This is a genomic window from Serratia ureilytica, assembly GCF_013375155.1.
GTDB lineage: Bacteria > Pseudomonadota > Gammaproteobacteria > Enterobacterales > Enterobacteriaceae > Serratia > Serratia ureilytica.
This window is the reverse complement of sequence record NZ_JABXOF010000003.1, coordinates 452,082-478,085: the sequence shown is the minus strand read 5'-3', so window position 1 is coordinate 478,085 and position 26,004 is coordinate 452,082. Positions and strand designations below refer to the sequence as shown.

Annotated in this window: 25 protein-coding genes, 1 pseudogene and 1 other annotated feature; of the genes and pseudogenes, 12 read left to right on the top strand and 14 right to left on the bottom strand. The window is 59.7% G+C overall.

All coding sequences use genetic code 11. The features are described from left to right. Positions 1–4: 4 nt before the first annotated feature. Complete coding sequence (locus HWW83_RS08735; RefSeq protein ID WP_164119586.1) at positions 5–859, top strand: LysR family transcriptional regulator; 855 nt, start codon at positions 5–7, stop codon at positions 857–859. Positions 860–968: 109 nt separating this feature from the next. On the opposite strand, the gene HWW83_RS08730 is transcribed toward HWW83_RS08735, so the two are convergent. Next, positions 969–1,265 (bottom strand): YciI family protein, encoded by a 297-nt coding sequence (locus HWW83_RS08730; protein WP_033643283.1) that lies wholly within the window; start codon positions 1,263–1,265, stop codon positions 969–971. A 176-nt stretch (positions 1,266–1,441) separates the two neighbouring features. Between HWW83_RS08730 and HWW83_RS08725 the strand changes: the two genes are divergently transcribed. Both HWW83_RS08725 and tonB read left to right on the top strand, forming a co-directional pair. Further along, entirely contained in the window at positions 1,442–2,095 is a 654-nt protein-coding gene (locus tag HWW83_RS08725; protein WP_033643282.1) for an epoxyqueuosine reductase QueH, read from the top strand. Between the two features lie 235 nt (positions 2,096–2,330). Continuing rightward, positions 2,331–3,074: a TonB system transport protein TonB gene (tonB, locus tag HWW83_RS08720; protein ID WP_033643281.1), complete on the top strand. Its 744-nt coding sequence runs from the start codon at positions 2,331–2,333 to the stop codon at positions 3,072–3,074. Positions 3,075–3,144: 70 nt separating this feature from the next. Here the strand turns inward: tonB and yciA are convergent, their stop codons facing one another. Together yciA and HWW83_RS08710 are read right to left on the bottom strand one after the other, a co-directional pair. After that, positions 3,145–3,573: an acyl-CoA thioester hydrolase YciA gene (gene yciA / locus HWW83_RS08715; RefSeq protein ID WP_004932085.1), complete on the bottom strand. Its 429-nt coding sequence runs from the start codon at positions 3,571–3,573 to the stop codon at positions 3,145–3,147. A gap of 76 nt (positions 3,574–3,649) precedes the next feature. Continuing rightward, positions 3,650–4,189, bottom strand: coding sequence for a septation protein A (locus tag HWW83_RS08710; RefSeq protein WP_033643280.1), 540 nt, complete (start codon positions 4,187–4,189; stop codon positions 3,650–3,652). Between the two features lie 221 nt (positions 4,190–4,410). Between HWW83_RS08710 and HWW83_RS08705 the strand changes: the two genes are divergently transcribed. Further along, positions 4,411–6,114: a SulP family inorganic anion transporter gene (locus HWW83_RS08705; RefSeq protein ID WP_103101077.1), complete on the top strand. Its 1,704-nt coding sequence runs from the start codon at positions 4,411–4,413 to the stop codon at positions 6,112–6,114. Positions 6,115–6,164: 50 nt separating this feature from the next. Here HWW83_RS08705 and HWW83_RS08700 read toward each other — a convergent pair whose 3' ends face one another. Together HWW83_RS08700 and HWW83_RS08695 are read right to left on the bottom strand one after the other, a co-directional pair. Continuing rightward, positions 6,165–6,917, bottom strand: a complete 753-nt coding sequence (locus HWW83_RS08700) for a YciC family protein (RefSeq protein ID WP_033643278.1) — start codon at positions 6,915–6,917, stop codon at positions 6,165–6,167. A 34-nt stretch (positions 6,918–6,951) separates the two neighbouring features. Beyond that, positions 6,952–7,392, bottom strand: coding sequence for a YkgJ family cysteine cluster protein (locus tag HWW83_RS08695; protein ID WP_033643277.1), 441 nt, complete (start codon positions 7,390–7,392; stop codon positions 6,952–6,954). 286 nt (positions 7,393–7,678) lie between these two features. Between HWW83_RS08695 and ompW the strand changes: the two genes are divergently transcribed. Further along, a complete protein-coding gene (gene ompW, locus HWW83_RS08690; protein WP_019452715.1) occupies positions 7,679–8,311 on the top strand; it encodes an outer membrane protein OmpW in 633 nt (210 codons plus the stop codon). Between the two features lie 44 nt (positions 8,312–8,355). Here ompW and HWW83_RS08685 read toward each other — a convergent pair whose 3' ends face one another. From HWW83_RS08685 to HWW83_RS08655, 6 genes and pseudogenes are all read right to left on the bottom strand, one after another. Then, positions 8,356–8,670, bottom strand: coding sequence for a BON domain-containing protein (locus HWW83_RS08685; RefSeq protein ID WP_016927515.1), 315 nt, complete (start codon positions 8,668–8,670; stop codon positions 8,356–8,358). A 218-nt stretch (positions 8,671–8,888) separates the two neighbouring features. Next, positions 8,889–9,695 carry a tryptophan synthase subunit alpha gene (gene trpA, locus HWW83_RS08680; protein ID WP_047574957.1) on the bottom strand — a complete coding sequence of 269 codons (807 nt, stop codon included), beginning with the start codon at positions 9,693–9,695 and terminating at the stop codon, positions 8,889–8,891. Next, the gene (gene trpB / locus HWW83_RS08675) at positions 9,695–10,900 is read right to left on the bottom strand and encodes a tryptophan synthase subunit beta (RefSeq protein WP_170852993.1); all 1,206 of its coding nucleotides are present in this window, start codon (positions 10,898–10,900) and stop codon (positions 9,695–9,697) included. The genes trpA and trpB overlap by 1 nt, the downstream gene beginning before the upstream one ends. 26 nt (positions 10,901–10,926) lie before the next feature. Beyond that, on the bottom strand, positions 10,927–12,288 hold the full coding sequence (trpCF, locus tag HWW83_RS08670) for a bifunctional indole-3-glycerol-phosphate synthase TrpC/phosphoribosylanthranilate isomerase TrpF (RefSeq protein WP_169539684.1): 1,362 nt from the start codon (positions 12,286–12,288) through the stop codon (positions 10,927–10,929). Between the two features lie 3 nt (positions 12,289–12,291). After that, positions 12,292–13,888: pseudogene (gene trpD, locus HWW83_RS25695) on the bottom strand (bifunctional anthranilate synthase glutamate amidotransferase component TrpG/anthranilate phosphoribosyltransferase TrpD). Continuing rightward, on the bottom strand, positions 13,888–15,450 hold the full coding sequence (locus HWW83_RS08655) for an anthranilate synthase component 1 (RefSeq protein WP_033643270.1): 1,563 nt from the start codon (positions 15,448–15,450) through the stop codon (positions 13,888–13,890). The pseudogene trpD and the gene HWW83_RS08655 overlap by 1 nt, the downstream one beginning before the upstream one ends. A gap of 24 nt (positions 15,451–15,474) precedes the next feature. Further along, positions 15,475–15,578 (bottom strand) — a sequence feature (Trp leader region). A gap of 252 nt (positions 15,579–15,830) precedes the next feature. On the opposite strand from HWW83_RS08655, the gene rnm reads away from it, so the two are divergent. The 5 genes from rnm (at position 15,831) to rluB (ending at position 19,866) form a co-directional block, all read left to right on the top strand. Further along, positions 15,831–16,712 carry an RNase RNM gene (gene rnm / locus HWW83_RS08650; protein ID WP_033643269.1) on the top strand — a complete coding sequence of 294 codons (882 nt, stop codon included), beginning with the start codon at positions 15,831–15,833 and terminating at the stop codon, positions 16,710–16,712. Positions 16,713–16,759: 47 nt separating this feature from the next. Beyond that, positions 16,760–17,380 (top strand): L-threonylcarbamoyladenylate synthase, encoded by a 621-nt coding sequence (locus HWW83_RS08645; protein WP_033643268.1) that lies wholly within the window; start codon positions 16,760–16,762, stop codon positions 17,378–17,380. Between the two features lie 115 nt (positions 17,381–17,495). Beyond that, the gene (locus tag HWW83_RS08640) at positions 17,496–17,855 is read left to right on the top strand and encodes a Rap1a/Tai family immunity protein (RefSeq protein WP_016927523.1); all 360 of its coding nucleotides are present in this window, start codon (positions 17,496–17,498) and stop codon (positions 17,853–17,855) included. Positions 17,856–18,003: 148 nt separating this feature from the next. Further along, a complete protein-coding gene (locus tag HWW83_RS08635) occupies positions 18,004–18,801 on the top strand; it encodes an alpha/beta fold hydrolase (RefSeq protein WP_033643267.1) in 798 nt (265 codons plus the stop codon). Between the two features lie 159 nt (positions 18,802–18,960). Continuing rightward, the gene (gene rluB, locus HWW83_RS08630; protein ID WP_033643266.1) at positions 18,961–19,866 is read left to right on the top strand and encodes a 23S rRNA pseudouridine(2605) synthase RluB; all 906 of its coding nucleotides are present in this window, start codon (positions 18,961–18,963) and stop codon (positions 19,864–19,866) included. A gap of 39 nt (positions 19,867–19,905) precedes the next feature. Here the strand turns inward: rluB and cobO are convergent, their stop codons facing one another. Both cobO and HWW83_RS08620 read right to left on the bottom strand, forming a co-directional pair. Then, entirely contained in the window at positions 19,906–20,496 is a 591-nt protein-coding gene (gene cobO / locus HWW83_RS08625; protein ID WP_033643265.1) for a cob(I)yrinic acid a,c-diamide adenosyltransferase, read from the bottom strand. Between the two features lie 13 nt (positions 20,497–20,509). Further along, on the bottom strand, positions 20,510–21,271 hold the full coding sequence (locus tag HWW83_RS08620) for a YciK family oxidoreductase (protein ID WP_164119588.1): 762 nt from the start codon (positions 21,269–21,271) through the stop codon (positions 20,510–20,512). Between the two features lie 359 nt (positions 21,272–21,630). On the opposite strand from HWW83_RS08620, the gene sohB reads away from it, so the two are divergent. Further along, complete coding sequence (gene sohB, locus HWW83_RS08615) at positions 21,631–22,677, top strand: protease SohB (protein WP_033650242.1); 1,047 nt, start codon at positions 21,631–21,633, stop codon at positions 22,675–22,677. 50 nt (positions 22,678–22,727) lie between these two features. Here sohB and HWW83_RS08610 read toward each other — a convergent pair whose 3' ends face one another. After that, positions 22,728–22,979: a YciN family protein gene (locus tag HWW83_RS08610; protein ID WP_033650243.1), complete on the bottom strand. Its 252-nt coding sequence runs from the start codon at positions 22,977–22,979 to the stop codon at positions 22,728–22,730. Positions 22,980–23,406: 427 nt separating this feature from the next. Here HWW83_RS08610 and topA point away from each other — a divergent pair, with 427 nt between their 5' ends. Further along, positions 23,407–26,004, top strand: a complete 2,598-nt coding sequence (gene topA / locus HWW83_RS08605) for a type I DNA topoisomerase (protein WP_015378045.1) — start codon at positions 23,407–23,409, stop codon at positions 26,002–26,004.

The window sequence follows — 26,004 nt, the reverse complement described above, 5'->3', positions numbered from 1 at the left end:
AACCATGCGGCCAACCCTGGACATTAATCTTTTGCGCACTTTTCACGCTATCGCCCGTTTGGGGCAATTTCGTGCGGCGGCGGCCTTTGTTCATCGCAGCCCAGCCGCGGTGAGCGTTCATATTCAGCGTCTGGAACAGGTCGTGGGCGGCCGCTTGCTGGAGCGCGACAATCAGTCCGTCGTGTTGACGCCCTTAGGCGACAAACTGCTGGCCTCGACGCTCGGGCTGTTGAATGCCCACGACGATATTCTGCGTGAGCTGCAGGGCGCACCGCTGAGTGGACATATCAAGCTGGGAGTGCCTGATGAATACGCATCACATGTCATGCGCGATGTGCTGCCGGCGTTTGCCACCCGTTTTCCTGCGGTGATGCTGGAGGTGTCTACGGCCGCCAGCCAGGCGTTGGTTGAACAGATCGGACGCAACCGGCTACAGCTGGCGTTGGCGGTGCTGCCGATGGGGGGACTGCGCCAGATGCCGCTTGCGGTGACTGCGCCGGTTTGGGTTGGCGGCCGCCGATTGGCGCTGGATATGGCCCAACCGATACCATTGGCGTTGCATGCCGCCGATTGCCCTTACCGAGAGGCTATGATCGCTGCATTGAGCGGGGCGGGAAGGCATTGGCGAGTGGTTGTGAGCAGCCCTTCGGCCAGCGTGGTGGCTGCCGCCGTTGAGGCAGGATTGGCCGTCACGCTGCTCGACCGCGCACGCGTGACGGCGGCGATGCGGATCCTCGACGAATTGCCGTCGGTCGCTCCGCACGAAGTGCAGCTGCTGCGTTCTGCCGCTGCTGCCGGTCAATCGGCGGTGGCGATGCTGGAAAGCGTTATCGGTGAGTATTTCCGGGGCGGAACATGAATATCGACCGCGCGGGGAAGACGAACCGAGCGCGACGGTGACGCTGAGGTGTGGCTAGCGCCGGAAACGCCGTATAGCGGGGCGTTCCCGGTATTCGGAGGGCTGGAGATCAGAACACCTGCTTGAACGGCTTCACCGTCACGTCGGCGTAGACGCCGGCGGCGACGTACGGATCCTGCTGCGCCCAGGCCTGGGCTTCCGCCAGTGAGGCGAACTCGGCGATCACCGTTGAACCGGTGAAGCCGGCGGCGCCGGGATCGTTGCTGTCGATGGCCGGGTTGGGGCCGGCGACCACCAGACGGCCGGCGTCACGCAGCGCCTGCAGGCGCGCCAGATGTGCCGGGCGCACCGCCAGACGGTTTTCCAGTGAGTGGGGAACGTCTTGCGCGTAGATCAGATAAAGCATATTTCACCTGTAAAATCATGGCTATAAAACGGTGCCACCAAGGTAGCGCAAAAGGCGCGGCAGGGGAACGGCGCGCGGTGAATTTATGGGGGGGATTGGCGCTTATGCCTTGAAGCCGCTACTTTTTATTCGTATAGTGCGGCGCGCTTAAACAGATATGCCATTGAGGTGAGGACATGACGGAACTGGTAAGGGAAAAACTCGATTTGCCTGCGGGCAAAAGCAAACTGCTGCTGCATTCTTGCTGTGCGCCCTGTTCCGGCGAGGTGATGGAAGCGATCCAGGCGTCCGGCATCGAGTACGCTATTTTCTTCTATAACCCCAACATTCACCCGCAAAAAGAGTATTTGCTGCGTAAGGAAGAGAACATCCGTTTCGCCGAAAAGCACGGGGTGCCGATCATCGATGCCGATTATGACACCGACAACTGGTTCGAACGCGCCAAGGGCATGGAACATGAGCCGGAGCGCGGCATTCGCTGCACCATGTGCTTCGACATGCGTTTTGAGCGCACGGCGCTGTATGCGCATGAGCACGGTTACGACACCATCTCCAGCTCGCTCGGCATCTCGCGCTGGAAGAACATGCAGCAGATTACCGACTGCGGCATTCGGGCGGCGGAAAAGTATCCCGATCTGGTGTATTGGGATTACAACTGGCGCAAGAAGGGCGGCGCGGCCCGCATGATAGAGATCAGCAAGCGCGAACGCTTCTATCAGCAGGAATACTGCGGCTGCGTCTATTCGCTGCGCGACACCAACCTGCACCGCAAAGCGCAAGGGCGGCCGCTGATCAAACTGGGCGTGCTCTACTATGGTGATGAAGAATAACGCTTAATTACCGCAATCCACCCGCTACGGCGGGTTTTTTATTTTTTAGCGCCGTCTGAACGTTAACGAAGCGTGTTGATTCGGCGGTAAAAAAGCAACGTTCAGGTTAATATCCTTATGAGTTTGCTGGTTTTCGCCGCGGAGACTGACGATTAAAGCGATAGTTTGCCTTTCGTTATTGAATATGATTGCTATTTGCATTTAAACTTGGCGAACCAGAGGAAACAGAATCATTATGCCGCTAAAAAAGATGTTCCTTAATCGCCGTATATCCGTGCCTTTCGTCTTGTCCGTAGGCCTGCACAGCGCCCTGGTGGCGGGACTGCTTTACGCTTCGGTAAAAGAAGTGGTTGAGCTGCCAAAGCCTGAAGAGGCGCCGATCAGCGTCATGATGGTCAACACCGCCGCGATGGCTGAACCGCCGCCGCCTGCTCCGGCAGAACCGGAGCCGCCGCAGGTGGAACCTGAGCCGGAACCTGAACCAGAACCTATTGTGGAGCCGCCGCCGAAGGCGATTGTGAAACCGGAGCCGGTCAAGCCGAAACCGAAGCCCAAGCCAAAGCCGAAGGTAGAAAAACCGGTGAAACCGGAGCCGAAGAAGGTCGAGCCGCGCGAGCCTTCGCCGTTCAATAACGACTCGCCGGCCAAACCGATCGATAAAGCGCCGGTGAAACAAGCGCCCGCCGCGCCGGTACAGGGCAACTCGCGCGAGGTCGGGCCAAAACCGATCAGCCGTGCGGAACCGATTTATCCGCCGCGCGCCAGAGCCTTGCAGATCGAAGGCAACGTGCGGGTGCAGTTCGATGTTGACAGCGATGGCCGCGTGACCAACGTGCGCATCTTGTCGGCTGAGCCGCGCAACATGTTCGAGCGAGAAGTGAAACAGGCGCTGCGCAAATGGCGGTATCAAGCCAAAGAAGCGAAGGATCTTATCGTCAATATTCGTTTCAAGCTGAACGGCACCACCGAAATGAACTGATTTCGGTTTGCGCCAAGAAAAAAAGGGTCGCCTCGGCGACCCTTTTTGCATTTGCGGCGCAGCCGCAGGCTTACTCTTCGAAGCCGACGCGGAAATTCATTTTACCCTCAGGCAGCGCGCGCGAGTTGCCTTCCGCATCGACCGCCACGTAGGTGAACACCGCTTCGGTCGCCCGGTAGCGTTGGCCGATTGGGGCGGAGGAGACTTTCTTTACCCACACTTCGATATTGATGGTGATCGAGCTGCGCCCGGTGCGGATGCAGTGCGCATAGCAGCAAACCACGTCGCCTACCGCCACCGGTTTCAGGAAGGTCATGCCGTCTACGCGTACCGTCACTACGCGCCCCTCGGCGATCTCTTTTGCCTGGATGGCGCCGCCGATGTCCATTTGCGACATCAGCCAGCCGCCGAAAATATCGCCGTTGGCATTGGTATCGGCCGGCATCGCCAGCGTGCGCAGCACCAGCTCGCCGCTGGGTAAAGGTCGTTGTTGTGTCATAGCAGTCTGCTTTTAAAAGGAGGGAATCACATCATACTGCCCGCGGCAAGCGCCGCAGGCATTAACAAATTTGTAACTATTTTTTCTGTTCTGCCGGCATGTGCCGGTAAATATAGATGCCGCTGAGCAGGGTGAATACCAGCGTCAGCACCGTCAGGCCAAAGACTTTGAAATTGACCCAGACGCTTTGCGGCAGCCAGAAGGCGACATAGATGTTCGCCAGGCCGCAGGCCAGGAAGAAGAGCGCCCAGGCCAGGTTGAGATTGCTCCACACTTTGTCCGGCAGCGTCAGCTCTTTGCCCAGCATGCGCTGAACCAGCGGCTTTTTGAGCACCCACTGGCTGATCAGCAGCGCCAGCGCGAACAGCGCGTAAATCACCGTCACTTTCCACTTGATGAATAAATCGTTGTGGAACACCAGCGTCAGGGTGCCGAACACCAGCACCATCAGGAAGGTGATCAGCGTCATCTTCTCGACCTTGCGGTATTTCACCCAGGTGAACACCAGCGCCAGCGCGGTGGCGACGATCAATGCGCCGGAAGCGACGTAAATGTCGTACAGCTTGTAAAAAGCGAAAAAGACAATTAACGGGAGGAAATCAAGAAACTGCTTCATAAATCAATCCATCATCTGTTCATCGGCCGACTATACCGGATTCGGCGAGTTCTGTGTACCGCCGGGCGCTGCCGATTATCGGCGTTTGGCCGGCGGATTTCTGCCGCGAAAGCAGGAATTTGCATAAACTTACGCAAGAAAGTACGGGCGCATTGCCAGCGCTGGCCGCAGATCGCATAGTAAGTGCCATAATAACCAGATAATTTACCGCGGAAAACAGCATGCAGTGGAAATCTCTCCAGGCCCTGACGCCTGGTTTGACGCATTTATTGGGCTATCAACGCAGTTGGCTCAAACCGGATATGCGCGCCGGTCTTTCCGTCGCCGCCGTCGCCTTGCCGGTGGCCATCGCCTATGCCGAACTGGCCGGGGTTAGCCCGGTGGTGGGGCTTTATTCCTGTATCTTGCCGATGGTGGCCTATGCGCTGTTCGGTTCGTCACGCCAGCTGATCGTCGGGCCCGATGCCGCCACCTGTGCGGTGATCGCCGCGGTGGTGACGCCGCTGGCGGCGGGCAATATGGAACGCCATTGGCAGTTGACCATCATGATGACCGCGATGATGGGCGGCTGGTGCCTGTTGGCCAGCCGGTTCAAGCTGGGGGCGCTGGCGGATCTGCTGTCGCGGCCGATCCTCAGCGGGCTGCTGAACGGCGTGGCGCTGACCATCATCGTCGATCAGATCGGCAAGGTGTTGGGGTTCACGGTGCGCCCGGCGCAGCTGATCGAGCGCATCTACGCGCTGCCGGCCAACCTGTTGCACAGCGACTGGCTGACGATGGCGGTGTCCTTGTTGACGCTGGTGACGCTGCTCGGATTTAAAAAATGGCGGCCTAACTGGCCGGCGCCGCTGTTCGCCATCGTGGTGGCGGCGTTCGTCACCTGGGCGGGCGGATTGCAGCAGTATGGCGTGGTGACGGTGGGCGGTTTCAGCGGCGTGTTGCCGATCGTCCAGTGGCCGGACTTTCAGCCCGGGCTGCTGCGCGACATGGTGATCCCGGCGCTCAACCTGGCGGTCGTGAGCTTTGTCAGCATGATGCTGACCGCCCGCAGTTTCGCGGCCAAAAACGGCTATGAGGTCAACGCTGACGCTGAGTTTCGCGCGCTGGGGATGGTGAATATCGTCTCCGCATTGTCGCAAGGCTTCGCCATCAGCGGGGCGGATTCGCGCACCGCGGTGAATGACGCCAACGGCGGCAAGAGCCAGCTCGTGTCGATCATCGCCGCCGCGGTGATCGCTTTCGTCTTGCTGTTCCTGATGGCGCCGCTGCAGTTTATTCCGGTGGCGGGATTGGGCGTGGTGCTGATGTATGCGGCCTGGTCGCTGCTGGATTTTCGCGGCATCTGGATCTTGCGCCGCCGCAACGCGCAGGCTTTTCGCCTGGCGATATTTACCTTCCTCAGCGTCTTGTTGGTCGGGGTGATCAGCGGCATCGGGCTGGCGGTGTTGCTGGGGCTGATGCAGTTTCTGCACACCGTCTTTCGGCCGACGGAACAGCTGCTGGGCGTTAACGATGAAGGCATGATCCATTCCATGGGCAACAACAATGGGGTGAAGGCGGTGCCCGGCGTCATGATGTATCGCTTCAATTCGCCGCTGACCTACTTCAACGTGGCCTACTTCAAACGCCGCATTCTCAATTTGGTCGACAGTACGCCATTCCAGCCGCGCTGGGTGGTGGTGGACGCGGTGGCCAGCTTTACCCATGCCGATATCAGCGTGCTGGCGGCCATCGACGAACTGAAACGCGATCTGTTGCAGCGTAACGTCAAACTGGTGCTGGCCGGGCGCCGCACTGAACTGACGCGCTGGTTCCGCATCAATCGGTTGGGGCGGGACAAGGAGCTGATTTTGGTGCCGGATCTCTATCTGGCGCTGAAGCTGATTCAGAGTAAGGAACAGGCGGAAGCCGCCGCGGTGGGGTAAACAAAAAGGGGCGCGCCGAAGCGTGCCCCTGGGCATTTGTTGCGCCGGCGTCAGCCGCGCAGCAGCATATACAAACGGAACAGATAGATCAGCAGCAGGGCGGAGACCAGGTTGCTTAACGCGGTCAGCACGACGCTGGCCACGTTCGGCGTCAGCACTGACAGATGGCTCACTAAAAACAGCACCAGCAGCTTGGCCGCCAACCACAGCATCATCGCCGGCACAATCACGCGCGCATTGGCGAAGGCCAATTTGCTGCTCAGCTTGAGCGAAGCGAAGACGCCTTTCTTGTCGACGGAGGCGATCACTGGCGCCAACGCGAAGGCGATAGCCATGATCACGCCCGGCACCACGAACAGCGTCAGGCCGAGCTGGATCAGCAAGGTGCAGATAAACAGCAGCAGCAGCAGGCGCGGCAGATCGGGCGCCGAGGCGCCGAGCGCGCGCAGGGCGCTGGTGCGTTGCCCCTGAGACACCAGACGGATCAACGTCAGCATCCCACCGACCAGCAGCACGTTGCCGACCAGCGCGGAGAACGTGGCGGCGGCCGACACTTTCAACAACACCATCTGCTGTTCCGGCGTCATCTGCTGGATCACGTCCTGAATGCCCATGCCGGTCGACGACGCAAAATCGCTGGTGGAGGCGGCCAGCGTCGCCAACTGTTCGGCATCGGGGCTGAAAGCTTGGTTCAGCAGCACCGAGATAAACGCCGTCAACAGCGCCAGCATCAGGATGCTGGCCAGTTGATTGCGTAAAAAGTTAAAACTGTCACGGTACAAAGCGTTGGCCGTGATAGGCATGCAGACTCCTTGGCGTCGAGAAAACAGAGATAAATCAGTGGGTGATTGTACCCTGTTCCACGCCGCTGTGGCACCCCGCGAATTGCACTACGTCTATTTCTTCAACGATCGTCGTCTCAGGCAACGACAGCGGCAAGGGCACCGGCAAGGGGGGCAGGCCGTAGCGTTCGCGAGCGCGATCGCAGGCTTCGTTGCGCAGGCCGTTTTCACCGGACTGATCGAACTCTCTGCACGGGCTTGGCCGATTAAGATAAATCGAGCACGACACGGCTTTGCCAATCTCGCCGTCCAGCGCGGTGCAGCGCGGAGACTTGCTGTTGGTCCCCTGCATGCAGCGCAGGAACGGGGTCAGAGGCTCCGTCAGGGAAAGGGGAACGGTGCCGCCGCCGTCTTCGGCTTCGGCCCAATAGAATGACACTCGAAAATAACCGCAGCATGCGCCGCAGCTGACACAGGGATTAAGGATTTCGCTCATCTTGATTGCCCGCCGACTCCTCACGGCACCAACCAAAACCAACACGGAAGATGAAATTACCTCAGCCGTATTTTTTTCCGCAACTGAAATTTGAACATGTAGATAATTTGCAACAAAATCGTTTTTTTGATGCAGATCAATCCTTGATTTATTAAGCGGTTAGGTAACCTTGTTTTTGGTGGGATTTTAAAATTTTACACATAAGATGTGATCTCGATGGGATCACAAATACCCGAAAGTAGGTATATTCCCCCTCGAGAGATTAACCACACAAATGGAATGGATAATGAAAAAGACAACTCTGGTGGTATTGGCGACGATGATGGCGCCTATGTTGGCAAGTGCGCATCAGGCCGGTGATTTCCTGTTCCGTGCGGGCACCGCGACGGTGCGTCCAAATGCGGGCTCGGACAACGTATTGGGTTTGGGATCGCTGGATGCGAAAAACAATACCCAGCTCGGTTTGACCTTCGGTTATATGGTGACGGACAACATCGGCGTTGAGTTGTTGGCCGCGACACCGTTCCGCCACAAGGTTACCTTGGGCGGCACCGATCTGGCGACCGTTCATCAACTGCCGCCTACGCTGATGGCGCAATACTACTTCGGCGACAAGCAGGACAAACTGCGTCCTTATCTGGGCGTCGGCGTTAACTACACCACTTTCTTCGACGAGAAGTTCAACGACTACGGCAAAAGCGCCGGGTTGAGCAACCTCGATCTGAAAGACTCCTGGGGCGTGGCGGCACAGGCCGGTCTGGATTACAACCTGGATGAGCACTGGATGCTGAACATGTCGGTGTGGTGGATGAACATCGAAACCAAAACGCGTTTCAACGACGCGAACGGTGGGCACCACAGCTTCGATACGCGATTGGATCCGTGGGTGTTTATGTTTGGGGCGGGTTATCGCTTCTGATGAAGGCCGCAAACAGGGAGGCATTGCGCCTCCCTGTGTCGGTATTATTTAACCTGCATGACGTTCTCAACAGATTTCACGCCGGCCACGCCGCGTGTGACCTGCACCGCACGGTTGGCGTCATCGCTTGACGTCACGAAGCCGCTCAACTGCACGCGTCCTTTAAAGGTTTCCACGCTGATTTCGCGCGACTTGATGTTTTTATCCGCCAGCAGCGCCGATTTCACTTTGGTGGTGACCACGGTGTCATCGATATAACCGCCTGTTCCCTCTGATTTCGCCGTCGGTGCGCAAGCGCTCACCGCGACCGCCACAACGGCTGCCATGCACAAGGCCGAAAGGGTTTTAAACAGCTTCATAAATTACTCTCCATGCAATGTTATGGTTGAAATTCGATGCGGTTTTTTCGCCGCAGCGAGCGCATTCCCCAAATCAAACGAAGAAATGCATAGCGAACAATGTTTATTGTGAGACAAGACGCGGGTTTGTTCAAATTTTTGCTGTAAATAAATAGAACAAACTTTGAGGGGAAACAAGCTGTTAAGGCGAGCGCCGGCAAGGCGCTCGCCGAAGGGGATCACGCGCGGGTCGCGTGCTTCATCGCGCTGACGAAGGCCGCCAGCTTGGTCAGCATTTCCGCCGGGTTGGCATGGTGCCGTTCGATGATTTTGACGATTGCCGATCCGGAGATGGCGCCGGCGGCGCCGGCCTGCAGCGCAGCCTTCACCTGCTCGGGCTCGGAGATGCCGAAGCCCTGCAGCGGCGGCGCGGCGTGATACTCGCGCAGCTTGTTCACCAGGTGATGCAGCGGCAACTGCGCCCGGCTTTCGGTGCCGGTGACGCCGGAACGCGACAGCAGGTAGGTGTAGCCGCGACCGTGCGACGCGATTTCACGCAGCAGATCGTCATCGGCGTTCGGCGGGCAAATGAAGATGGGCGCGATACCGTGGCGCACGGCCGCGGCGCGGAACGGCGCCGATTCTTCAAACGGCACGTCGGCGACCAACACCGAATCCACGCCCACTTCCGCACAGCGTTGGTAAAAAGCATCGATGCCTTTATGGAACACCAAATTGGCGTACATCAGCAGGCCGATGGGAATGGTCGGGTGCTTCTGACGAATGGCCGCCAGCAGCTCGAAACACTGGGTCGGCGTAACGCCGGCGGCGAAGGCACGCAGCGTCGCGCTCTGGATGGTTGGGCCATCCGCCAACGGGTCGGAGAAGGGGATACCCAGCTCCAGCGCGTCCGCGCCGGCTTCGATCAGGGTGTCGATAATCTGCAGCGACAGCGCCGGATTAGGATCGCCCAGCGTCACGAACGGGACGAAGGCGCCTTCCTTGCTGCTTTCCAGACGCGTGAACAGTTGCTGATAACGTTCCATCAGATTTCTCCCCGTGCTTTCAAAATGTCGTGAACGGTAAATATGTCTTTGTCGCCGCGGCCGGACAGGTTGACCACCAGGATTTGCTCTTTTTGCGGCGTTTCACGGATCATTTTCAGCGCGTGCGCCAGGGCGTGTGAGGATTCCAGCGCCGGGATGATGCCTTCATGGCGCGACAGCGCTTTGAACGCCTCCAGCGCTTCGTCGTCGGTGATCGACACGTATTCGGCGCGACCGGTGCTGTTCAGGTAGGCGTGCTGCGGCCCGACGGACGGGAAGTCCAGCCCGGCGGAGATTGAATAGGATTCTTCAATCTGGCCTTCGGCGGTCTGCATCATCGGCGCCTTCATGCCGAAATAGATGCCGACATGGCCATGCTTGAGCGGCGCGCCGTGTTGACCGGTTTCGATGCCCAGACCGGCGGGTTCCACGCCGATCAGCCCAACGTCGGCGTCATCGATAAAATCGGCGAACATGCCGATGGCGTTGGAGCCGCCGCCGACGCAGGCGATGACCGCATCCGGCAGGCGGCCTTCGCGCTCCAGCACCTGCGCTTTGGTCTCTTCGCCAATCATGCGCTGGAATTCACGCACGATGGTGGGGTACGGGTGCGGGCCGGCCGCGGTGCCGAGCATATAGTGCGCGGTTTCATAGCTGCCGGACCAGTCGCGCAACGCTTCGTTGCAGGCGTCTTTCAGGGTGGCGGAGCCGCTGTGCACCGGGATCACTTCCGCGCCCATCAGCCGCATGCGGAACACGTTCGGCGACTGGCGCTCAACGTCTTTGGCGCCCATATAGATACGGCATTTCAGGCCGAGCAGCGCGCAGGCCAGCGCCGAAGCGACGCCGTGTTGGCCGGCGCCGGTTTCCGCGATGATCTCGGTTTTGCCCATGCGCTTGGCCAGCAGGGCCTGGCCCAGCACCTGGTTGGTCTTGTGCGCGCCGCCGTGCAGCAGATCTTCCCGCTTCAGATAGAGCTTGGTGTTGCTGCCGGCGGTGAGATTTTTGCACAGCGTCAGCGCCGTAGGGCGGCCCGCGTAGTTCTTCAACAGATCGATGAATTCCGCCTGAAACGCCGGATCGCGCTGAGCGCTGACAAAGGCTTCTTCGAGTTGTTTCAGGGCCGGCATCAGAATTTGCGGCACGTATTGACCACCAAATTCGCCGAAGTAGGGGTTAAGCAGCGTCATGAGAGTTCCCGTCATTATCCGTTATTAATGTAGAGCCGTATTCAGTAAGCGCGCAGGGTTTGGAAGACCGAGGCCAGGCGCGCGGGATCCTTGATGCCCGGTTCGCTTTCCACGCCGGAATTGAAGTCCAGCCCGGCGCAGCCGAGCTTGGCCGCTTCGACGCAGTTGTCGGCGCGCAGACCGCCCGCCAGCATAACGTTGGTCAGATCTTCGCCTTGCAATACCGACCAGTCGAAGCGTTGGCCGGTGCCGCCTGCGCCGTTGTCCAGCAGATAGCGATCGACATGCTGCAGATCGCGCGCCGGCACCTGTTCTTTCACGCTCAGCGCTTTCCAGATGCGGCAATCGGCCGGCAAGCGGGCGCGCAGGGCGCTGATATAGGCCTGGTCCTCCGCGCCGTGCAGTTGCACCGCCTGCAGACCGAGGCGCTCTACGGTCAGCGCCACGGTATCAAGCTGGGCGTCGCAGAAGACGCCGACGTACTTCAGCGGCGCGCCGGAAATGACTTCGCGGGCGCGGACGATATCCACATAGCGCGGCGAGCGGCCGACGAAAATCAATCCGCCGTAGATGGCGCCGGCCTGATACGCGGCGGCGGCGTCCTGTGGGCGAGTCAGGCCGCACACTTTATTGTCGCCCAGGATCACACGGCGCACGGCGGCGCGCAGATCGGGTTCCGACATCAGCGCGCTGCCGATCAGGAAACCGTTGGCGTAGTGGCTGAGCTCGCGGATCTGCCCGTAATTGTTGATGCCCGACTCGCTGATCACCGTCACCCCATGCGGCACGCGCGGCGCCAACTGCCGGGTGCGGTCCAGATCGATGCTCAGATCGCGCAGATCGCGGTTATTGATGCCGACCACGCGGGCTTCCAGCGCGATCGCCCGCTGCAGCTCTTCTTCACTGATCACTTCGGTCAGCACGCCCATATTGAGGCTGTGGGCCACCGCCGCCAGCTGGCGGTACTGTTCGTCGGTCAACACCGACAGCATCAGCAGGATAGCGTCGGCCTGATAGTAGCGCGCCAGGTAAATCTGATACGGGTCGATGATAAAGTCTTTGCACAACACCGGTTGGCTGACGGTTTTGCTCACCAGCGGCAGGAAATCAAAGCTGCCCTGGAAGTATTTCTCGTCGGTCAGCACCGAGATCGCCGAGGCGAAATCTTTATAGACCGTGGCGATCTCCACCGGATCAAAGTTCTCGCGAATCAGCCCCTTGGAAGGCGAGGCCTTCTTGCATTCGAGAATGAAAGCCGTACGGGTGCCCTGCAGCGCGTGGTAGAAGCTGCGTTCGCTCGGTACGATGTCATTCTGAAAGCCGGCCAGGGGCTGTTGCTGTTGTCGCGCCGCGATCCATTGCGCTTTGTCGCGGACAATCTTGTGTAGCACGGTTTCCTGCATCATTTATCCTCTTGCCGCCAGTGCGATGACACGCTCATAGGCCTGCCCGCTGTTGATCATATCCAGTGCCTGCCGCGCATTTTGGCGCAGGTCTTCATGTCCGAATAACTTCAGAAGCAACGCGACGTTGGCCGCGACCGCCGCAGCGTGCGCCGGCTCGCCTTTACCTTGTAACAGCCGCGCCAAAATGTCACGGTTTTCTTCCGGCGTGCCGCCCAGCAAGGCCTCCAGCGGATAGGTTTCCAATCCGAAGGACTGCGGGGTAAGCTGATAACTGCAGATTTCGCCGTTGTTCAATTCCGCCACGTGCGTCGGGGCGTGGATCGCCACCTCGTCCATGCCGCCGCCGTGAACCACCGCCGCGCGCTGATAGCCCAACACGCGCAGGGTTTCGGCGATCGGCAGCACCAGTTCCGGGCTGTAAACGCCGATCAGCGCCAGCGGCGGACGCGCCGGGTTGATCAGCGGGCCCAGCACGTTGAACAGCGTGCGGGTCTTCAACTGCTGGCGTACCGGCATGGCGTGACGGAAGCCGGTGTGGTACTGCGGCGCAAACAGGAAGCACACGCCAAGATCGTCCAACGCCTTGCGCGCCTCTTCCGCCGGCAGATCCAAGCGGATGCCGAATGCCGCCAACAGATCCGAAGAGCCGGAGCGGCTGGAGACGCTGCGGTTGCCGTGTTTGGCGATTTTCGCGCCGCACGCCGCCGCCACAAAGGCGCTGGCGGTGGAAATATTGATGCTGTTGGTGCCGTCGCCGCCGGTGCCGACGATATCGGCAAACAGATAGTCAGGGCGCGGGAACGGTTGAGCATCTTCCAGCAGCGCTTTGGCTGCGCCGGCGATCTCTTCCGGGCGCTCGCCGCGGACTTTCATGCTGATCAACGCCGCCGCCAGTTGGCTCGGCTCCAGTTCGCCGCGCACGATGGCGCTGAACAGCTGTTGGCTTTCCTGCTGGCTCATCGATTCAGCGCGGTACAGTTTCTCAAGGATAGGTTGCATCGTCGTGTTCCTTTTATGACTTCGCCAGCGCCCAGGCCAGGGTCTGCTCAAGCAGGCGCGCGCCATGGGTGGTCAGAATCGATTCCGGGTGGAACTGGAAGCCGCATACGCGGCGGCGATCGTCGCGTACCGCCATCACCATCTCGCCGAACCGGGCGTTGACGGTCAGATCGGCCGGGATGTTGCTGCCGACCAGCGAGTGGTAACGCGCCACCGGCAGCGGGTTGGCCATGCCGGCGAACATGCCTTCACCGTCGTGAACGATCGCCGAGGCTTTGCCGTGCAGGATTTCCCCCGCCTGGCCGACCTGGCCGCCATAGGCTTCGACGATCGCCTGGTGGCCGAGGCAGATGCCGATGATCGGCAGCCGGCCGCGCAGGCGTTGCAGCAGTTCCGGCATGCAGCCCGCTTCGGAAGGGGCGCCGGGGCCCGGCGACAGCATCAGCACCGGCTGTTCCATCTGCGCCAGACGCTCGATGATCACCTCGGCGGCGATCTGGTTACGGTAAATCACCACCTGGTGGCCGCTGGCGCGCAGCTGATCGACCAGGTTGTAGGTAAAGGAGTCGACGTTGTCGAGCAGCAGGATATCGGCCATCAGAACACCTCCTTGGCATGGTGCGCAGTGGCGATGGCGCGCAGCACGGCACGGGCTTTATTACGGGTTTCGTCGGCTTCCGCCTGCGGGATGGAGTCCAGCACGACGCCGGCGCCGGCCTGCACGGTGGCGATGCCGTCTTCGACGTAGGCTGAGCGAATGACGATGCAGGTATCCAGATCGCCGGTGGCGGTAAAGTAGCCTACCGCGCCGCCGTAGCTGCCGCGGCGCGTGCCTTCGGAGGCGGCGATCAGCTGCATCGCCCGCACTTTGGGCGCGCCGCTCAGGGTGCCCATATTCATGCAGGCCTGGTAGGCATGCAGCACGTCGAGATCGGCGCGCAGGGTGCCCACCACGCGGGAAACCAGGTGCATGACGAACGAATAGCGATCCACTTTGGTCAGGTCGGCCACGTAGCGGCTGCCGGCCTGGCAGATGCGCGCCAGATCGTTGCGCGCCAGATCGACCAGCATCAGGTGCTCGGCCAGCTCTTTGTGGTCGGTGCGCATTTCCAGCTCGATGCGGCTGTCGAGATCCAGATCCAGTGAACCATCGGCTCGGCGGCCGCGCGGGCGGGTGCCGGCGATCGGGTAGATTTCGATCTGGCGATTGCCCGCGTCGTATTTCAGCGCGCTCTCCGGCGAAGCGCCGAACAGGGTGAACTCGTCATCTTGCATGAAGAACATGTACGGGCTGGGGTTGTTGTCTTTTAACGTCTGGTAGGCCGCCAGCGGCGCCGGGCACGGCAGGGAGAAGCGGCGCGACGGCACCACCTGGAAAATCTCGCCGTGACGGATCGCTTCCTGCAGCCCGCTGACCACCGCGCCGTACTCTTCGTCGCTCTGGTTGCAGCTCAGCTGCATGTTTTCCAGCTTTTGGTGCGGGATTGGCTGCGGGGTTTGTTTCAATTCGGTCTGCAATTGCGCCAGACGCTGCTGCAGGCGTTGTATTTCACTCGCTTGCTCGCTGAAGACGCTGGCCTGCAATCGGGCGGAACCGCGTTGATGATCCAGCACCAGCAGGGTTTCCGCCAGATAGAAGCAGAAGTCCGGGCAACGTTGATCCTGGCGCAGCGTCGGCAGGTTTTCGAAACCGGCGACCAGATCGTAGGCGAACAGGCCGCCCAGCATCACGGCTTCACGCTCGTCCGCCGGGGAGTCGACCAGGGTCAGCAGCGTGCGCAGCGCGTCGAATACCGACAGGGAGCGCAGGCGCGCGTCTTCGTCCTGCACCTCGTCGATCGCCGGGAAGGTCAGCTCGCGGCCGTTTGGGCGCGCCTGAATGCTGACCTCGGGCGGCAGCGCTTCGTCCAGCAGCGGCAGCAGCGCCGCGCCATTGGCGGTGAGCGCCTGCACGCTGACGGTGTGACCCAGCGCGGTGATGCGCAGCGCGCTGTCGATCACCAGCAGGCTCTGCAGATTCTGTTTACTGTTGATTTCCGCCGACTCCAGCAGCAGGGTGGCCGGCCGGGCGCCGCACAGCTGGTGGAAAAGGGTGGTGGGATCGCCCCGGTAACTGGCCTGCGCCTTCAGTAATGTCAATTGTGGTTTGATGTTCATCATCGGTGGTTCCAGTGAATTCTGTCCATAAAAAAGCCCGCATCAGGTGCGGGCTCAGGAAATCTGCATTGTCAGATGACAGCTATGCGCGATTACACCGCCCGCAAGAGGGAGGTACGCCACCAACCGTGAAGAGAAATGTATGTGTTCATTTGCAGACTCTCTTTGTTAACTCTCATCCGACACGGCCACTGCCGTGAACTTGTGTACTAGTTAACTGGTTCGCGAGGGCAAAGTCAACCCCCTTTTTGTACAATGTTTTAGCGGTCAGCGTGAATTCTGTTCATCATCCCGCCCGCGCGCCCAACCGGGGCAGAATAGATTTCCGTCCGGCCGCCGATCGCAGGTATGATAGAAAACCAAGCCATTGCCGGATAGCCGTTTTGACAGACAGTAACCCTCAATCCACCGCTTTTACCCTGTACGATCTCCACAGCCATACGACCGCCTCCGACGGCTACCTGACGCCGACGCAGCTGGTGCAGCGGGCGGTAGAGATGCGCGTGGGGGTGTTGGCGATCACCGATCACGACACGACCGCCGGGCTGGCCGAGGCCGCCGCCGCCATCGCGGAGCAGGTGTTGCCGTTGCGGTTGGTCAATGGAGTGGAAATCTCGACGCTGTGGGAAAATCATGAAATCCATATTGTTGGGTTGGGTATGGACGTCGCGCATCCGGCGCTGGTGGCGCTGTTGGCGGAACAAACCGAACGCCGCAACCGGCGGGCGCAGGAGATCGGCGTGCGGCTGGGCAAGGCGCGTATTCCCGACGCCTATGCCGGCGCCCAGCGCCTGGCCGGAGCCGGCGCGGTGACCCGCGGCCATTTCGCCCGTTACCTGGTGGAGATCGGTGTGGCGGACAATATGGCTCAGGTGTTCAAGAAATACCTGGCCAAGGGGAAAACCGGCTATGTACCGCCGCAGTGGTGTACAATAGAACAAGCCATTGATGCGATTCATCAATCGGGCGGCCAGGCGGTGATGGCGCACCCGGGCCGTTACGATTTGACCGCGAAATGGCTGAAACGCTTGCTGGCGCATTTCGCCGAACACGGCGGCGACGCCATGGAAGTGGCGCAGTGTCAGCAGGCGCCGCATGAGCGCACTCAGCTGGCGAAATACGCGCAAGACTACCGCCTGTTGGCCTCGCAAGGCTCTGATTTCCATCAACCTTGCTCGTGGATCGAACTGGGGCGCAAGCTGTGGCTGCCGGGCGGCGTCGAGCCGGTGTGGCGCGATTGGCCGCAGCCGGGCCAGGCGGTCTGATTTTACGCGCGTGGCAACGCGCGCGGGCATTATTTTAGGAGCAAGTCATGAGTCAGCTTTTTTATATTCACCCGGACAACCCGCAGCCGCGCCTGATCAACCAGGCGGTAGAGGTGCTGCGCAAAGGGGGGGTGATCGTCTATCCCACCGATTCCGGCTATGCGCTGGGCTGCATGCTGGAAGAGAAGGCGGCGATGGAGCGCATTTGCCGCATCCGTCAGCTGGACGGCAACCACAACTTTACCCTGATGTGCCGCGATCTGTCCGAGTTGTCGACCTATGCTCACGTCGATAATACGGCGTTCCGTCTGATCAAAAACAATACGCCGGGCAACTACACGTTCATTCTGAAAGCGACCAAAGAAGTGCCGCGCCGCCTGATGAATGAAAAGCGCAAAACCATCGGCCTGCGCGTGCCGTCGAACCCGATCGCGCTGGCGCTGTTGGAGGCGTTGAACGAACCGATGATGTCCACCACGCTGATGCTGCCGGGCAATGATTTCGCCGAGTCCGATCCGGAAGAGATCAGCGATCATTTGGGCAAGGTGGTCGATCTGGTGATCCACGGCGGCTTCCTCGGCCAACAGCCGACCACGGTTATCGATCTGACCGAATCCTCGCCGGAAGTGGTGCGCGAAGGCGCCGGCGACGCGGCGCCTTTCCGCTGATGTAAAATATTGCCACCTTGCCCATTGTCTGAAAAACGGCTGAAGCGACGCTATTTCGCGTGAAAGCCGCTATTCTTGAAGACTTCAGAATTGATAATGGGCAGGATGCGCAGCAATGATTAAACAGGTTTCTTTTTTAGCGGCCTTATTATTTTCCTCAATGGCGAATGCGGGTTTTTATTCGGGCAGCGGTTTGCTGGCGGAATCCGGCGGTTACGTAAAAAATAAAAGCGGTGAAGCCACCGTGGCCGAAGCGCTGAATGGCGGCATGTTTATGGGATACGTCGCCGGCGTATTCGATACCTATTCCATGCAGGGCAATCGCAATATCTGCCCAGAGGCCGGAATGAGCATCGGCGTAGCCGCCGACGCGGTAATGCAGTACTTGAACGAACATCCCGAGCAACTGCATTATTCCGCACCGTCGGTGATTATGCTGGCGTTGAGCGCCGCCTATCCCTGCGTGCGCCATTAAATTCCCATTCCAATAAGTGCGCATTTTTTCATAAGGTGCGCTCGGGTCTTTTCCGCACGAACTTCAATAGATCATGACCTGCTGCGCTGTCACCCTTAGCCCGTCGGTAATTCCCGAACGGGTCGGGGAGAGACGCGCAGGAGGTAATATGACCGCATTTCACAGTGCCAACATGACGCTCGATTATCAGGATATCGGCTCAGGGCCGCTCACGTTGGTGTTGCTGCCCGGCTGGTGCGAACCGAAAACCGTGTTTGAGCCGTTCATCGCGCTGGCGGCCGACGGTTATCGGACGATCAGCATCGATTGGCGTGGCCACGGCCTGTCGTCAAAAGCGGCGGAGATGTCGCTGACGGCGGACGATTTGCTGGAGGATGTGCGCCAATTGCTGACGGCGCTGCGTTTGGACAACGTGATCACCCTGTCGGTGGCGCACGCCAGTTGGTTGGCGGTGGCGTTGGCCGAGGCGTTGCCGCAGCAGGTGCAGGGCATGGTGTTTCTCGATTGGATCATGACGCAGCCGGAGCCAGCGTTCTTTGCGGCGGTGAGCCGCATGCAGCAGCCGCAGCAGTGGCTGGCGGCGCGCGACGCCTTGTTCGACTTCTGGCAGGGCGGCATCCGCCACGATCGGGTCAAATGCCATCTGGAGGTCGAGATGGCGCAGGAAGATGACCGGCTCTGGCGCGCCGCCGGCGTGGCCATCGAACAGGCCTACCGGCAGTTCGGCTCGCCGCTGCAACGCCTGGCGGGAATGAGCGCGCCGCCGCCGTGCCGGCATATTTACTCGCTGGATCGCCGCGATGACTATCTGCGGCAACAGCAGGCATTTGCCGCCGAGCGGCCGTTTTTCTCCGTGGCGCGTTTAGAAGAGGCCCGCACTCACCTCGGCATTCTGGAACGGCCCGACGCGGTGCTGAGGGCGGTGGAGGACTTCTTGGCGCCGTGAACGCCGCTTGGGGGCACCGCCGATAAAGTGGGTTTCAACACCTTAGAAAGCCTGTATAATGCGCGGTTCGATCTTGATAAACGTATTATTACCGTTGCGGCGATTGGCCGCGGCGGTTATCCCCCCGACGCCTGTGAAGGCGACATTAGAGGTTGCTCAATGAGCGAAAAGTTACAGAAAGTATTAGCGCGCGCCGGGCACGGCTCGCGTCGTGAAATCGAAACCATGATTGAAGCCGGGCGCGTCAGCGTCGACGGCAAGGTCGCCAAGCTGGGCGATCGCGTTGAAGTGACCCCGGCGATGAAAATTCGTCTGGATGGTCATGTCCTGTCGATCAAAGAGTCCGAAGAGGTGGTCTGCCGCGTGCTGGCTTACTACAAACCGGAAGGTGAGCTGTGTACCCGCAGCGATCCTGAAGGCCGCCCGACGGTGTTCGATCGCTTGCCGAAGCTGCGCGGTTCGCGCTGGGTGGCGGTAGGGCGACTGGACGTCAACACTTCTGGTCTGCTGCTGTTCACCACCGATGGCGAACTGGCCAACCGTCTGATGCACCCAAGCCGTGAAGTGGAACGCGAGTACGCGGTACGCGTGTTTGGCCAGGTCGACGATGCGAAAGTGAAGCAGCTGAGCAAAGGCGTGCAACTGGAAGACGGCCCGGCCGCGTTCCGCACCATCAGCTTCCAGGGCGGTGAAGGCCTCAACCAATGGTACAACGTGACCCTGACCGAAGGCCGCAACCGTGAAGTGCGTCGCCTGTGGGAAGCGGTGGGCGTGCAGGTGAGTCGCCTGATCCGCGTACGCTACGGCGATATCGATCTGCCGAAAGGCCTGCCGCGCGGCGGCTGGGCCGAGCTGGATCTGCCGGCGATCAACTACCTGCGCGAGCTGGTTGAATTGAAACCGGAAACGGTCAGCAAGATGCCGGTGGAGCGTGAGCGCCGCCGCGTGAAGGCTAACCAAATCCGTCGCGCGGTCAAGCGTCACTCGCAGGTGGCCGGCAGCGGCCGTCGCAGTGCGCCGGGCAGCAAACCGAGTAAATCGGGCAAACCGAGCAAACGCAGCTAATCCCGTCATTCTGGCCCCGTTCGGGGCCAGAACGTTTTGTTACCAATCGATCCCCTGTTGCGCCTTGATGCCCGCGTCGAACGCGTGTTTCACCGGCCGCATCTCCGTAACCGTATCCGCCATTTCCAGCAGCTCGCGATGGCAACCGCGCCCGGTCAGTATCACCGTTTGGTGCGCAGGGCGCTGCCGCAGCGCTTCTTTGAGCTCTTCCAGCTCCAGATAGCCGTAGGTCAACATGTAGGTCACTTCGTCCAGCAGCACCAGATCCAGGCCGCTGTCGGCCAGCATGCGTTTGCCGTGCTGCCACACCGCCTGGCAGGCGGCGGTGTCGCCTGCCTTGTTCTGCGTCTCCCAGGTGAAGCCGGTAGCCATCACCTGAAATTCAACGCCATGTTGCTGCAGCAGATTCTTTTCGCCATTGGGCCACTCGCCCTTGATGAACTGGATCACCCCGGCGCGCATGCCGTGACCGACCGCGCGGGTGACGGTGCCGAAGGCGGCGGTGGTTTTGCCTTTGCCGTTGCCGGTAAACACCAGCAGCAGGCCGCGGGTGTCCTGCGCCGCGGCGATGCGTGCATCGACCTGTTCTTTCAGGCGCTGCTGGCGCTGTTGATGACGATCTTCCGCCATGAAACGCTCCTTATTATTCGGCCGCGCCGGGTTTGCGGTTCGGCTGGGCGTCGAAGCTCATGCCGGTTTTTCGCCGGCTGTCCTCGCCCATCAGATACAGGTACAGCGGCATGATGTCAGCCGGGGTTTTCAGCTTGTTTTTGTCTTCGTGCGGGAAGGCGGATGCGCGCATTTTGGTGCGAGTTCCGCCCGGATTGATGCAGTTTACCCGCAAATTACGATTTTTGTATTCATCGGCCAATACCTGCATCATGCCTTCGGTGGCGAACTTCGACACCGCATAAGCGCCCCAGTCGGCGCGGCCGGTGCGCCCGACGCTGGAACTGGTGAACACCAGCGACCCGGCGTGGGATTTCAGCAGCATCGGCAGCAGCGCCTGAGTCAGCATAAAGGTGGCGTTGACGTTAACCTGCATCACCTCTTGCCACATGGTTATCGACAGGTCGGCCATCGGCGCAATGTCGCCCAGCAGGCCGGCGTTGTGCAGCACGCCGTCCAGGCGCGGAATTTGGCGCGCCAGATCGTCGGCTATCTGCCGGCATTGCTCCGGCGTGGCGTGCAGCAAGTCGAGCGTGACCACCAGGGCCGGGGCGCCGCCCTGGGCCGCGATCTCTTGTTGTACCGCCAGCAGTTTGCTCTCGGTGCGTCCCAGCAGCACTAACTGGGCGCCGAAGCGAGCGTAGGTCAGCGCCGCTTCGCGGCCGATGCCGTCTCCGGCGCCGGTGACCAAAATAATGCGTTGTTCGAGTAGATCTTGTTTGGGTTGGTAATGCACGATAAATCCTCGCCTGGGTGGCTGTTCTCCCGCATATCGTGGGGAGCAAGGGTGAAACGCGCGGCCAGGGCGGGAGCGAGAGCTCGACCTTCTGCGGGCCGCGCAGCGAATCTGTCTCATCATATTGATGAATAATGGGTGTTATATGCCTTAATCCGTGGGCATTTTCAATGCGTAGCAGGCTGAAATGACATTCTTTTGTAACAAAAGCGGCGCGGCGGCGGCTTGGTTCGGCCTTGAATCGTCCCCATAGTGACGTGCAGAACGCAATGAATTTTCATTTAGCCGCGACAGCAGGCGCTGCGGTTGGCTAAAATGGAAAGAATCATACTAACAACCTGTAAATAAAGGCGGAATCTGTGGAGTTTATATCTGTTTATGGCCTGTTTCTGGCCAAGGTCGCCACGGTGGTGCTCGCCATCGCCGCGTTGGCCATCCTGGCGGTCAGTCTGGGGCAACGCAAGAGCCGCCAGAAAGGGGAGCTGCAGCTGACCGATCTCGGTGAACAGTATCGCGAAATGCAGCGCGATATGCGCCTGGCGCGTATGGATACTGCCGAGCAAAAGGTTTGGCTGAAACAGTTCAAGAAGCAGACCAAATCTGATGACAAATTGAAGAAGCAGCGCGCCAAATCCGGCGCGGTGGAAGTGGCCAAGCCGTGCCTGTACGTGTTGGACTTCAAGGGCAGCATGGATGCGCACGAGGTGACGTCGCTGCGCGAAGAGATCTCTGCGGTGCTGGCGGTGGCCTCGGCGCAGGATGAAGTCCTGCTGCGTCTGGAAAGCCCGGGCGGGGTGGTGCACGGCTACGGCCTGGCGGCTTCGCAGCTGGAGCGCTTGCGCAAAGGCGGCATCCGCCTGACGGTGGCGGTGGATAAAGTGGCGGCCAGCGGCGGCTACATGATGGCCTGCGTCGCGGATCGCATCGTGGCGGCGCCGTTCGCCATCATCGGTTCCATCGGCGTGGTGGCGCAGATCCCGAATTTCCACCGCCTGCTGAAGAAGAACGACATCGACGTGGAGCTGCATACCGCCGGGCAGTTTAAACGTACGCTGACGCTGTTCGGTGAAAATACCGAGCAGGGGCGCGAGAAGTTCCGCGAAGATCTGAACGAAACGCACGAGCTGTTCAAACGCTTCGTGCACGAGCAGCGCCCGTCGCTGGACATCGACAGCGTCGCCACCGGTGAGCACTGGTTCGGGACCCAGGCCAAAGAGAAAGGCCTGATCGACGCCATCGGCACCAGCGACGATTTGTTGATCGCCGAGTTGGATAACCACGAAGTGATCGCCGTGCGCTATGCGCGTCGTAAACGTTTGATGGATCGTTTCACCGGCAGCGCGGCGGAAAGCGTCGATCGTTTGCTGTTGCGCTGGTGGCAGCGCGGGGAAAAGCCGTTGTTGTAAGGCGAGAAGAGCAGGAATCAACGGGGGCCAGGCGCCCCCGTTTTGTTTTCTCAATCGACCAAATGGTATTTTTCCGAAAGCAGGTGAGCCAAATGTTTAAACATATTAAATACGGCGGTGGTTTTGGCGGTGGGCAATCCATCGGCATCTAAAAAGTATTCGCCGCGAAAAACTAAAACGCCGCTTTTTTGTTCAACGTCGGTGGCGATCATGCCGTGCAGATAATCTTCGTGTTGGCGGATGATGTTATTTGCTTCCGCCAGCAGGGCCTCGCGGCCGATAGGTGCAGTATTCTTGTGCATTTATTAGACTCCAAACAAAAAACGCTGCGCATATTCTAACGCCGGTTCGCTTTTATCCGCAAACCGACTAAGGTTTATTTGCCGTCTGGATGGCCATGGGCGGCGGCCGGTTGGCGAAATCTGCCTTTCCGTGCTAATTAGGTTGCGTGACGCTTTTTATCAGGTACAGTGTGGGATTTTGCGGCGTCGGGTGGAAGGTTTTGTTTACGCCATGAATAAAAATCACGCAGCCATACTTCTGGGGCATGGGTGAATAGCAGGCAGGATCAACAACTTGCGTTCAGGTTGAGCAGTTGGGCAACCAAAAGAAAAAAATCTGTTGATCTCTTGCCAGACTGCCGCAATATAAAAAAAGAGACACGAATTGCCGCGGCACGGCGAGATAAAAGACTTCTTTTTAGAAGAAATAAATTAGGTAAAGGTAAATATGGGTAAAGCTCTCGTAATAGTTGAGTCCCCGGCAAAAGCCAAAACTATTAATAAATATTTAGGAAGTGACTACGTGGTGAAGTCCAGCGTCGGTCATATCCGTGATTTGCCGACCAGTGGCTCAGCCAGCAAAAAGAGCGCTGACTCAACCGAAGACAAAGCCAAGAAAAAAGTTAAAAAAGATGAGAAGGCGGCGCTGGTAAATCGCATGGGCGTCGACCCTTACCACGGCTGGAAAGCGCATTATGAAATCCTGCCGGGTAAAGAAAAAGTGGTCGCCGAGTTAAAATCGTTGGCGGAAAACGCCGACCACATTTATCTCGCAACCGACCTTGACCGCGAAGGGGAAGCCATCGCCTGGCACCTGCGGGAAGTGATCGGTGGGGATGACAAACGCTTTAGCCGCGTGGTGTTTAACGAAATCACCAAAAACGCGATCCAACAGGCGTTCAAACAGCCGGGCGAGCTGAACATTGACCGCGTCAACGCGCAGCAGGCGCGCCGGTTTATGGACCGCGTGGTGGGCTATATGGTCTCGCCGCTGCTGTGGAAAAAAATTGCCCGCGGCCTGTCCGCCGGCCGCGTACAGTCGGTGGCGGTGCGTCTGGTGGTTGAGCGCGAACGCGACATCAAGGCGTTCGTGCCGGAAGAGTACTGGGAGCTGCATGCCGATCTGCTGGCAAAGGGTGAAACCGCGCTGCAGATGGAAGTGACTCACGCGCACGACAAACCGTTCAAGCCGGTCAACCGCGAGCAGACTCACGCCGCGGTCAAGCTGCTGGAAAAAGCCCGCTACACGGTGCTGGATCGCGAAGACAAACCGACCAGCAGCAAGCCGGGCGCGCCTTTCATTACCTCCACGCTGCAACAGGCCGCCAGCACCCGCCTGAGCTTCGGCGTGAAGAAAACCATGATGATGGCGCAACGGCTGTATGAAGCCGGCCATATTACCTATATGCGTACCGACTCCACCAACCTGAGCCAGGATGCGCTCAACATGGTGCGTGGCTACATCGGCGACAACTTCGGCGATAAATACCTGCCGAAAGCGCCGAATCAGTACAGCAGCAAAGAGAATTCGCAGGAAGCGCACGAAGCGATCCGTCCTTCGGACGTGAACGTGCTCGCCGAGCAGTTGAAAGACATGGAAGCGGACGCGCAGAAGCTGTATCAGCTGATCTGGCGCCAGTTCGTTGCCTGCCAGATGACGCCGGCGCAATACGATTCCACCACGCTGACGGTGAAAGCCGGCGATTATCAACTGCGCGCCAAGGGCCGTACGCTGCGCTTTGACGGCTGGACCAAGGTGATGCCGGCTCTGCGCAAAGGCGATGAAGATCGCACGTTGCCGTTCGTCGAAATCGGCAGCGAGCTGGATCTGCAGAAACTGATCCCGAGCCAGCACTTCACCAAGCCGCCGGCGCGCTACAGCGAAGCCTCGCTGGTGAAAGAGCTGGAGAAACGCGGCATCGGGCGTCCGTCCACTTACGCCTCCATCATCTCGACCATTCAGGATCGCGGTTATGTGCGGGTGGAAAGCCGCCGTTTCTATGCCGAGAAAATGGGTGAGATCGTCACCGATCGCCTGGAAGAAAACTTCCGCGAGCTGATGAACTATGACTTCACCGCCCGCATGGAAGACGGCCTCGATGAGGTCGCCAACAACCAGGCCGAGTGGAAAGCGGTGCTGGACGAATTCTTCGTTGATTTCAGCGAGCAGCTTGAAACGGCGGAGAAGGATCCGGAAGAAGGCGGCATGCGGCCTAACCAGATGGTGATGACCAGCATCGACTGCCCGACCTGCGGCCGCAAGATGGGCATCCGTACCGCCAGCACCGGGGTCTTCCTCGGTTGTTCCGGCTACGCGTTGCCGCCGAAGGAACGTTGCAAAACCACCATCAACCTGGTGCCGGAAGCGGAAGTGCTCAACATCCTCGAAGGCGACGACGCGGAAACCAACGCGCTGCGCGCCCGCCGCCGCTGCCAGAAATGCGGTACGGCGATGGACAGCTATCTGATCGACAACCAGCGCAAGCTGCACGTCTGCGGTAACAACCCGGCGTGTGACGGCTATGAGATCGAAGAGGGCGAGTTCCGTCTGAAAGGCTATGATGGCCCGGTGGTGGAGTGCGACAAGTGCGGCTCGGAAATGCACCTGAAAATGGGGCGTTTCGGCAAGTACATGGGCTGCACCAACGAGAACTGCAAAAACACCCGCAAGATCCTGCGTAACGGCGATGTCGCGCCGCCGAAGGAAGATCCGGTGCCGTTGCCGGAGCTGCCGTGCGAGAAGTCCGACGCCTATTTCGTGCTGCGTGACGGCGCTGCCGGCGTGTTCCTGGCGGCCAACACCTTCCCTAAATCGCGCGAGACCCGCGCGCCGCTGGTGGAAGAACTGGCTCGCTTCAAGGATCGTCTGCCGGAGAAACTGCGCTACCTGGCCGATGCGCCGGTGGCGGATGCCGAAGGCAACAAAACGCTGGTGCGTTTCAGCCGTAAAACCAAGCAGCAGTACGTCTCCTCTGAAAAAGACGGCAAGGCGACCGGTTGGTCCGCGTTCTACGTGGACGGCAAGTGGGTCGAAGGCAAGAAGTAA

Coding starts and splice junctions, on each gene's coding strand:
- HWW83_RS08735 (WP_164119586.1), top strand. CDS start 5: ATGCGGCCAACCCTGGACATTAATCTTTTGCGCACTTTTCACGCTATC.
- HWW83_RS08730 (WP_033643283.1), bottom strand. CDS start 1,265: ATGCTTTATCTGATCTACGCGCAAGACGTTCCCCACTCACTGGAAAAC.
- HWW83_RS08725 (WP_033643282.1), top strand. CDS start 1,442: ATGACGGAACTGGTAAGGGAAAAACTCGATTTGCCTGCGGGCAAAAGC.
- tonB (WP_033643281.1), top strand. CDS start 2,331: ATGCCGCTAAAAAAGATGTTCCTTAATCGCCGTATATCCGTGCCTTTC.
- yciA (WP_004932085.1), bottom strand. CDS start 3,573: ATGACACAACAACGACCTTTACCCAGCGGCGAGCTGGTGCTGCGCACG.
- HWW83_RS08710 (WP_033643280.1), bottom strand. CDS start 4,189: ATGAAGCAGTTTCTTGATTTCCTCCCGTTAATTGTCTTTTTCGCTTTT.
- HWW83_RS08705 (WP_103101077.1), top strand. CDS start 4,411: ATGCAGTGGAAATCTCTCCAGGCCCTGACGCCTGGTTTGACGCATTTA.
- HWW83_RS08700 (WP_033643278.1), bottom strand. CDS start 6,917: ATGCCTATCACGGCCAACGCTTTGTACCGTGACAGTTTTAACTTTTTA.
- HWW83_RS08695 (WP_033643277.1), bottom strand. CDS start 7,392: ATGAGCGAAATCCTTAATCCCTGTGTCAGCTGCGGCGCATGCTGCGGT.
- ompW (WP_019452715.1), top strand. CDS start 7,679: ATGAAAAAGACAACTCTGGTGGTATTGGCGACGATGATGGCGCCTATG.
- HWW83_RS08685 (WP_016927515.1), bottom strand. CDS start 8,670: ATGAAGCTGTTTAAAACCCTTTCGGCCTTGTGCATGGCAGCCGTTGTG.
- trpA (WP_047574957.1), bottom strand. CDS start 9,695: ATGGAACGTTATCAGCAACTGTTCACGCGTCTGGAAAGCAGCAAGGAA.
- trpB (WP_170852993.1), bottom strand. CDS start 10,900: ATGACGGGAACTCTCATGACGCTGCTTAACCCCTACTTCGGCGAATTT.
- trpCF (WP_169539684.1), bottom strand. CDS start 12,288: ATGCAGGAAACCGTGCTACACAAGATTGTCCGCGACAAAGCGCAATGG.
- HWW83_RS08655 (WP_033643270.1), bottom strand. CDS start 15,450: ATGATGAACATCAAACCACAATTGACATTACTGAAGGCGCAGGCCAGT.
- HWW83_RS08645 (WP_033643268.1), top strand. CDS start 16,760: ATGAGTCAGCTTTTTTATATTCACCCGGACAACCCGCAGCCGCGCCTG.
- HWW83_RS08640 (WP_016927523.1), top strand. CDS start 17,496: ATGATTAAACAGGTTTCTTTTTTAGCGGCCTTATTATTTTCCTCAATG.
- HWW83_RS08635 (WP_033643267.1), top strand. CDS start 18,004: ATGACCGCATTTCACAGTGCCAACATGACGCTCGATTATCAGGATATC.
- rluB (WP_033643266.1), top strand. CDS start 18,961: ATGAGCGAAAAGTTACAGAAAGTATTAGCGCGCGCCGGGCACGGCTCG.
- cobO (WP_033643265.1), bottom strand. CDS start 20,496: ATGGCGGAAGATCGTCATCAACAGCGCCAGCAGCGCCTGAAAGAACAG.
- HWW83_RS08610 (WP_033650243.1), bottom strand. CDS start 22,979: ATGCACAAGAATACTGCACCTATCGGCCGCGAGGCCCTGCTGGCGGAA.
- topA (WP_015378045.1), top strand. CDS start 23,407: ATGGGTAAAGCTCTCGTAATAGTTGAGTCCCCGGCAAAAGCCAAAACT.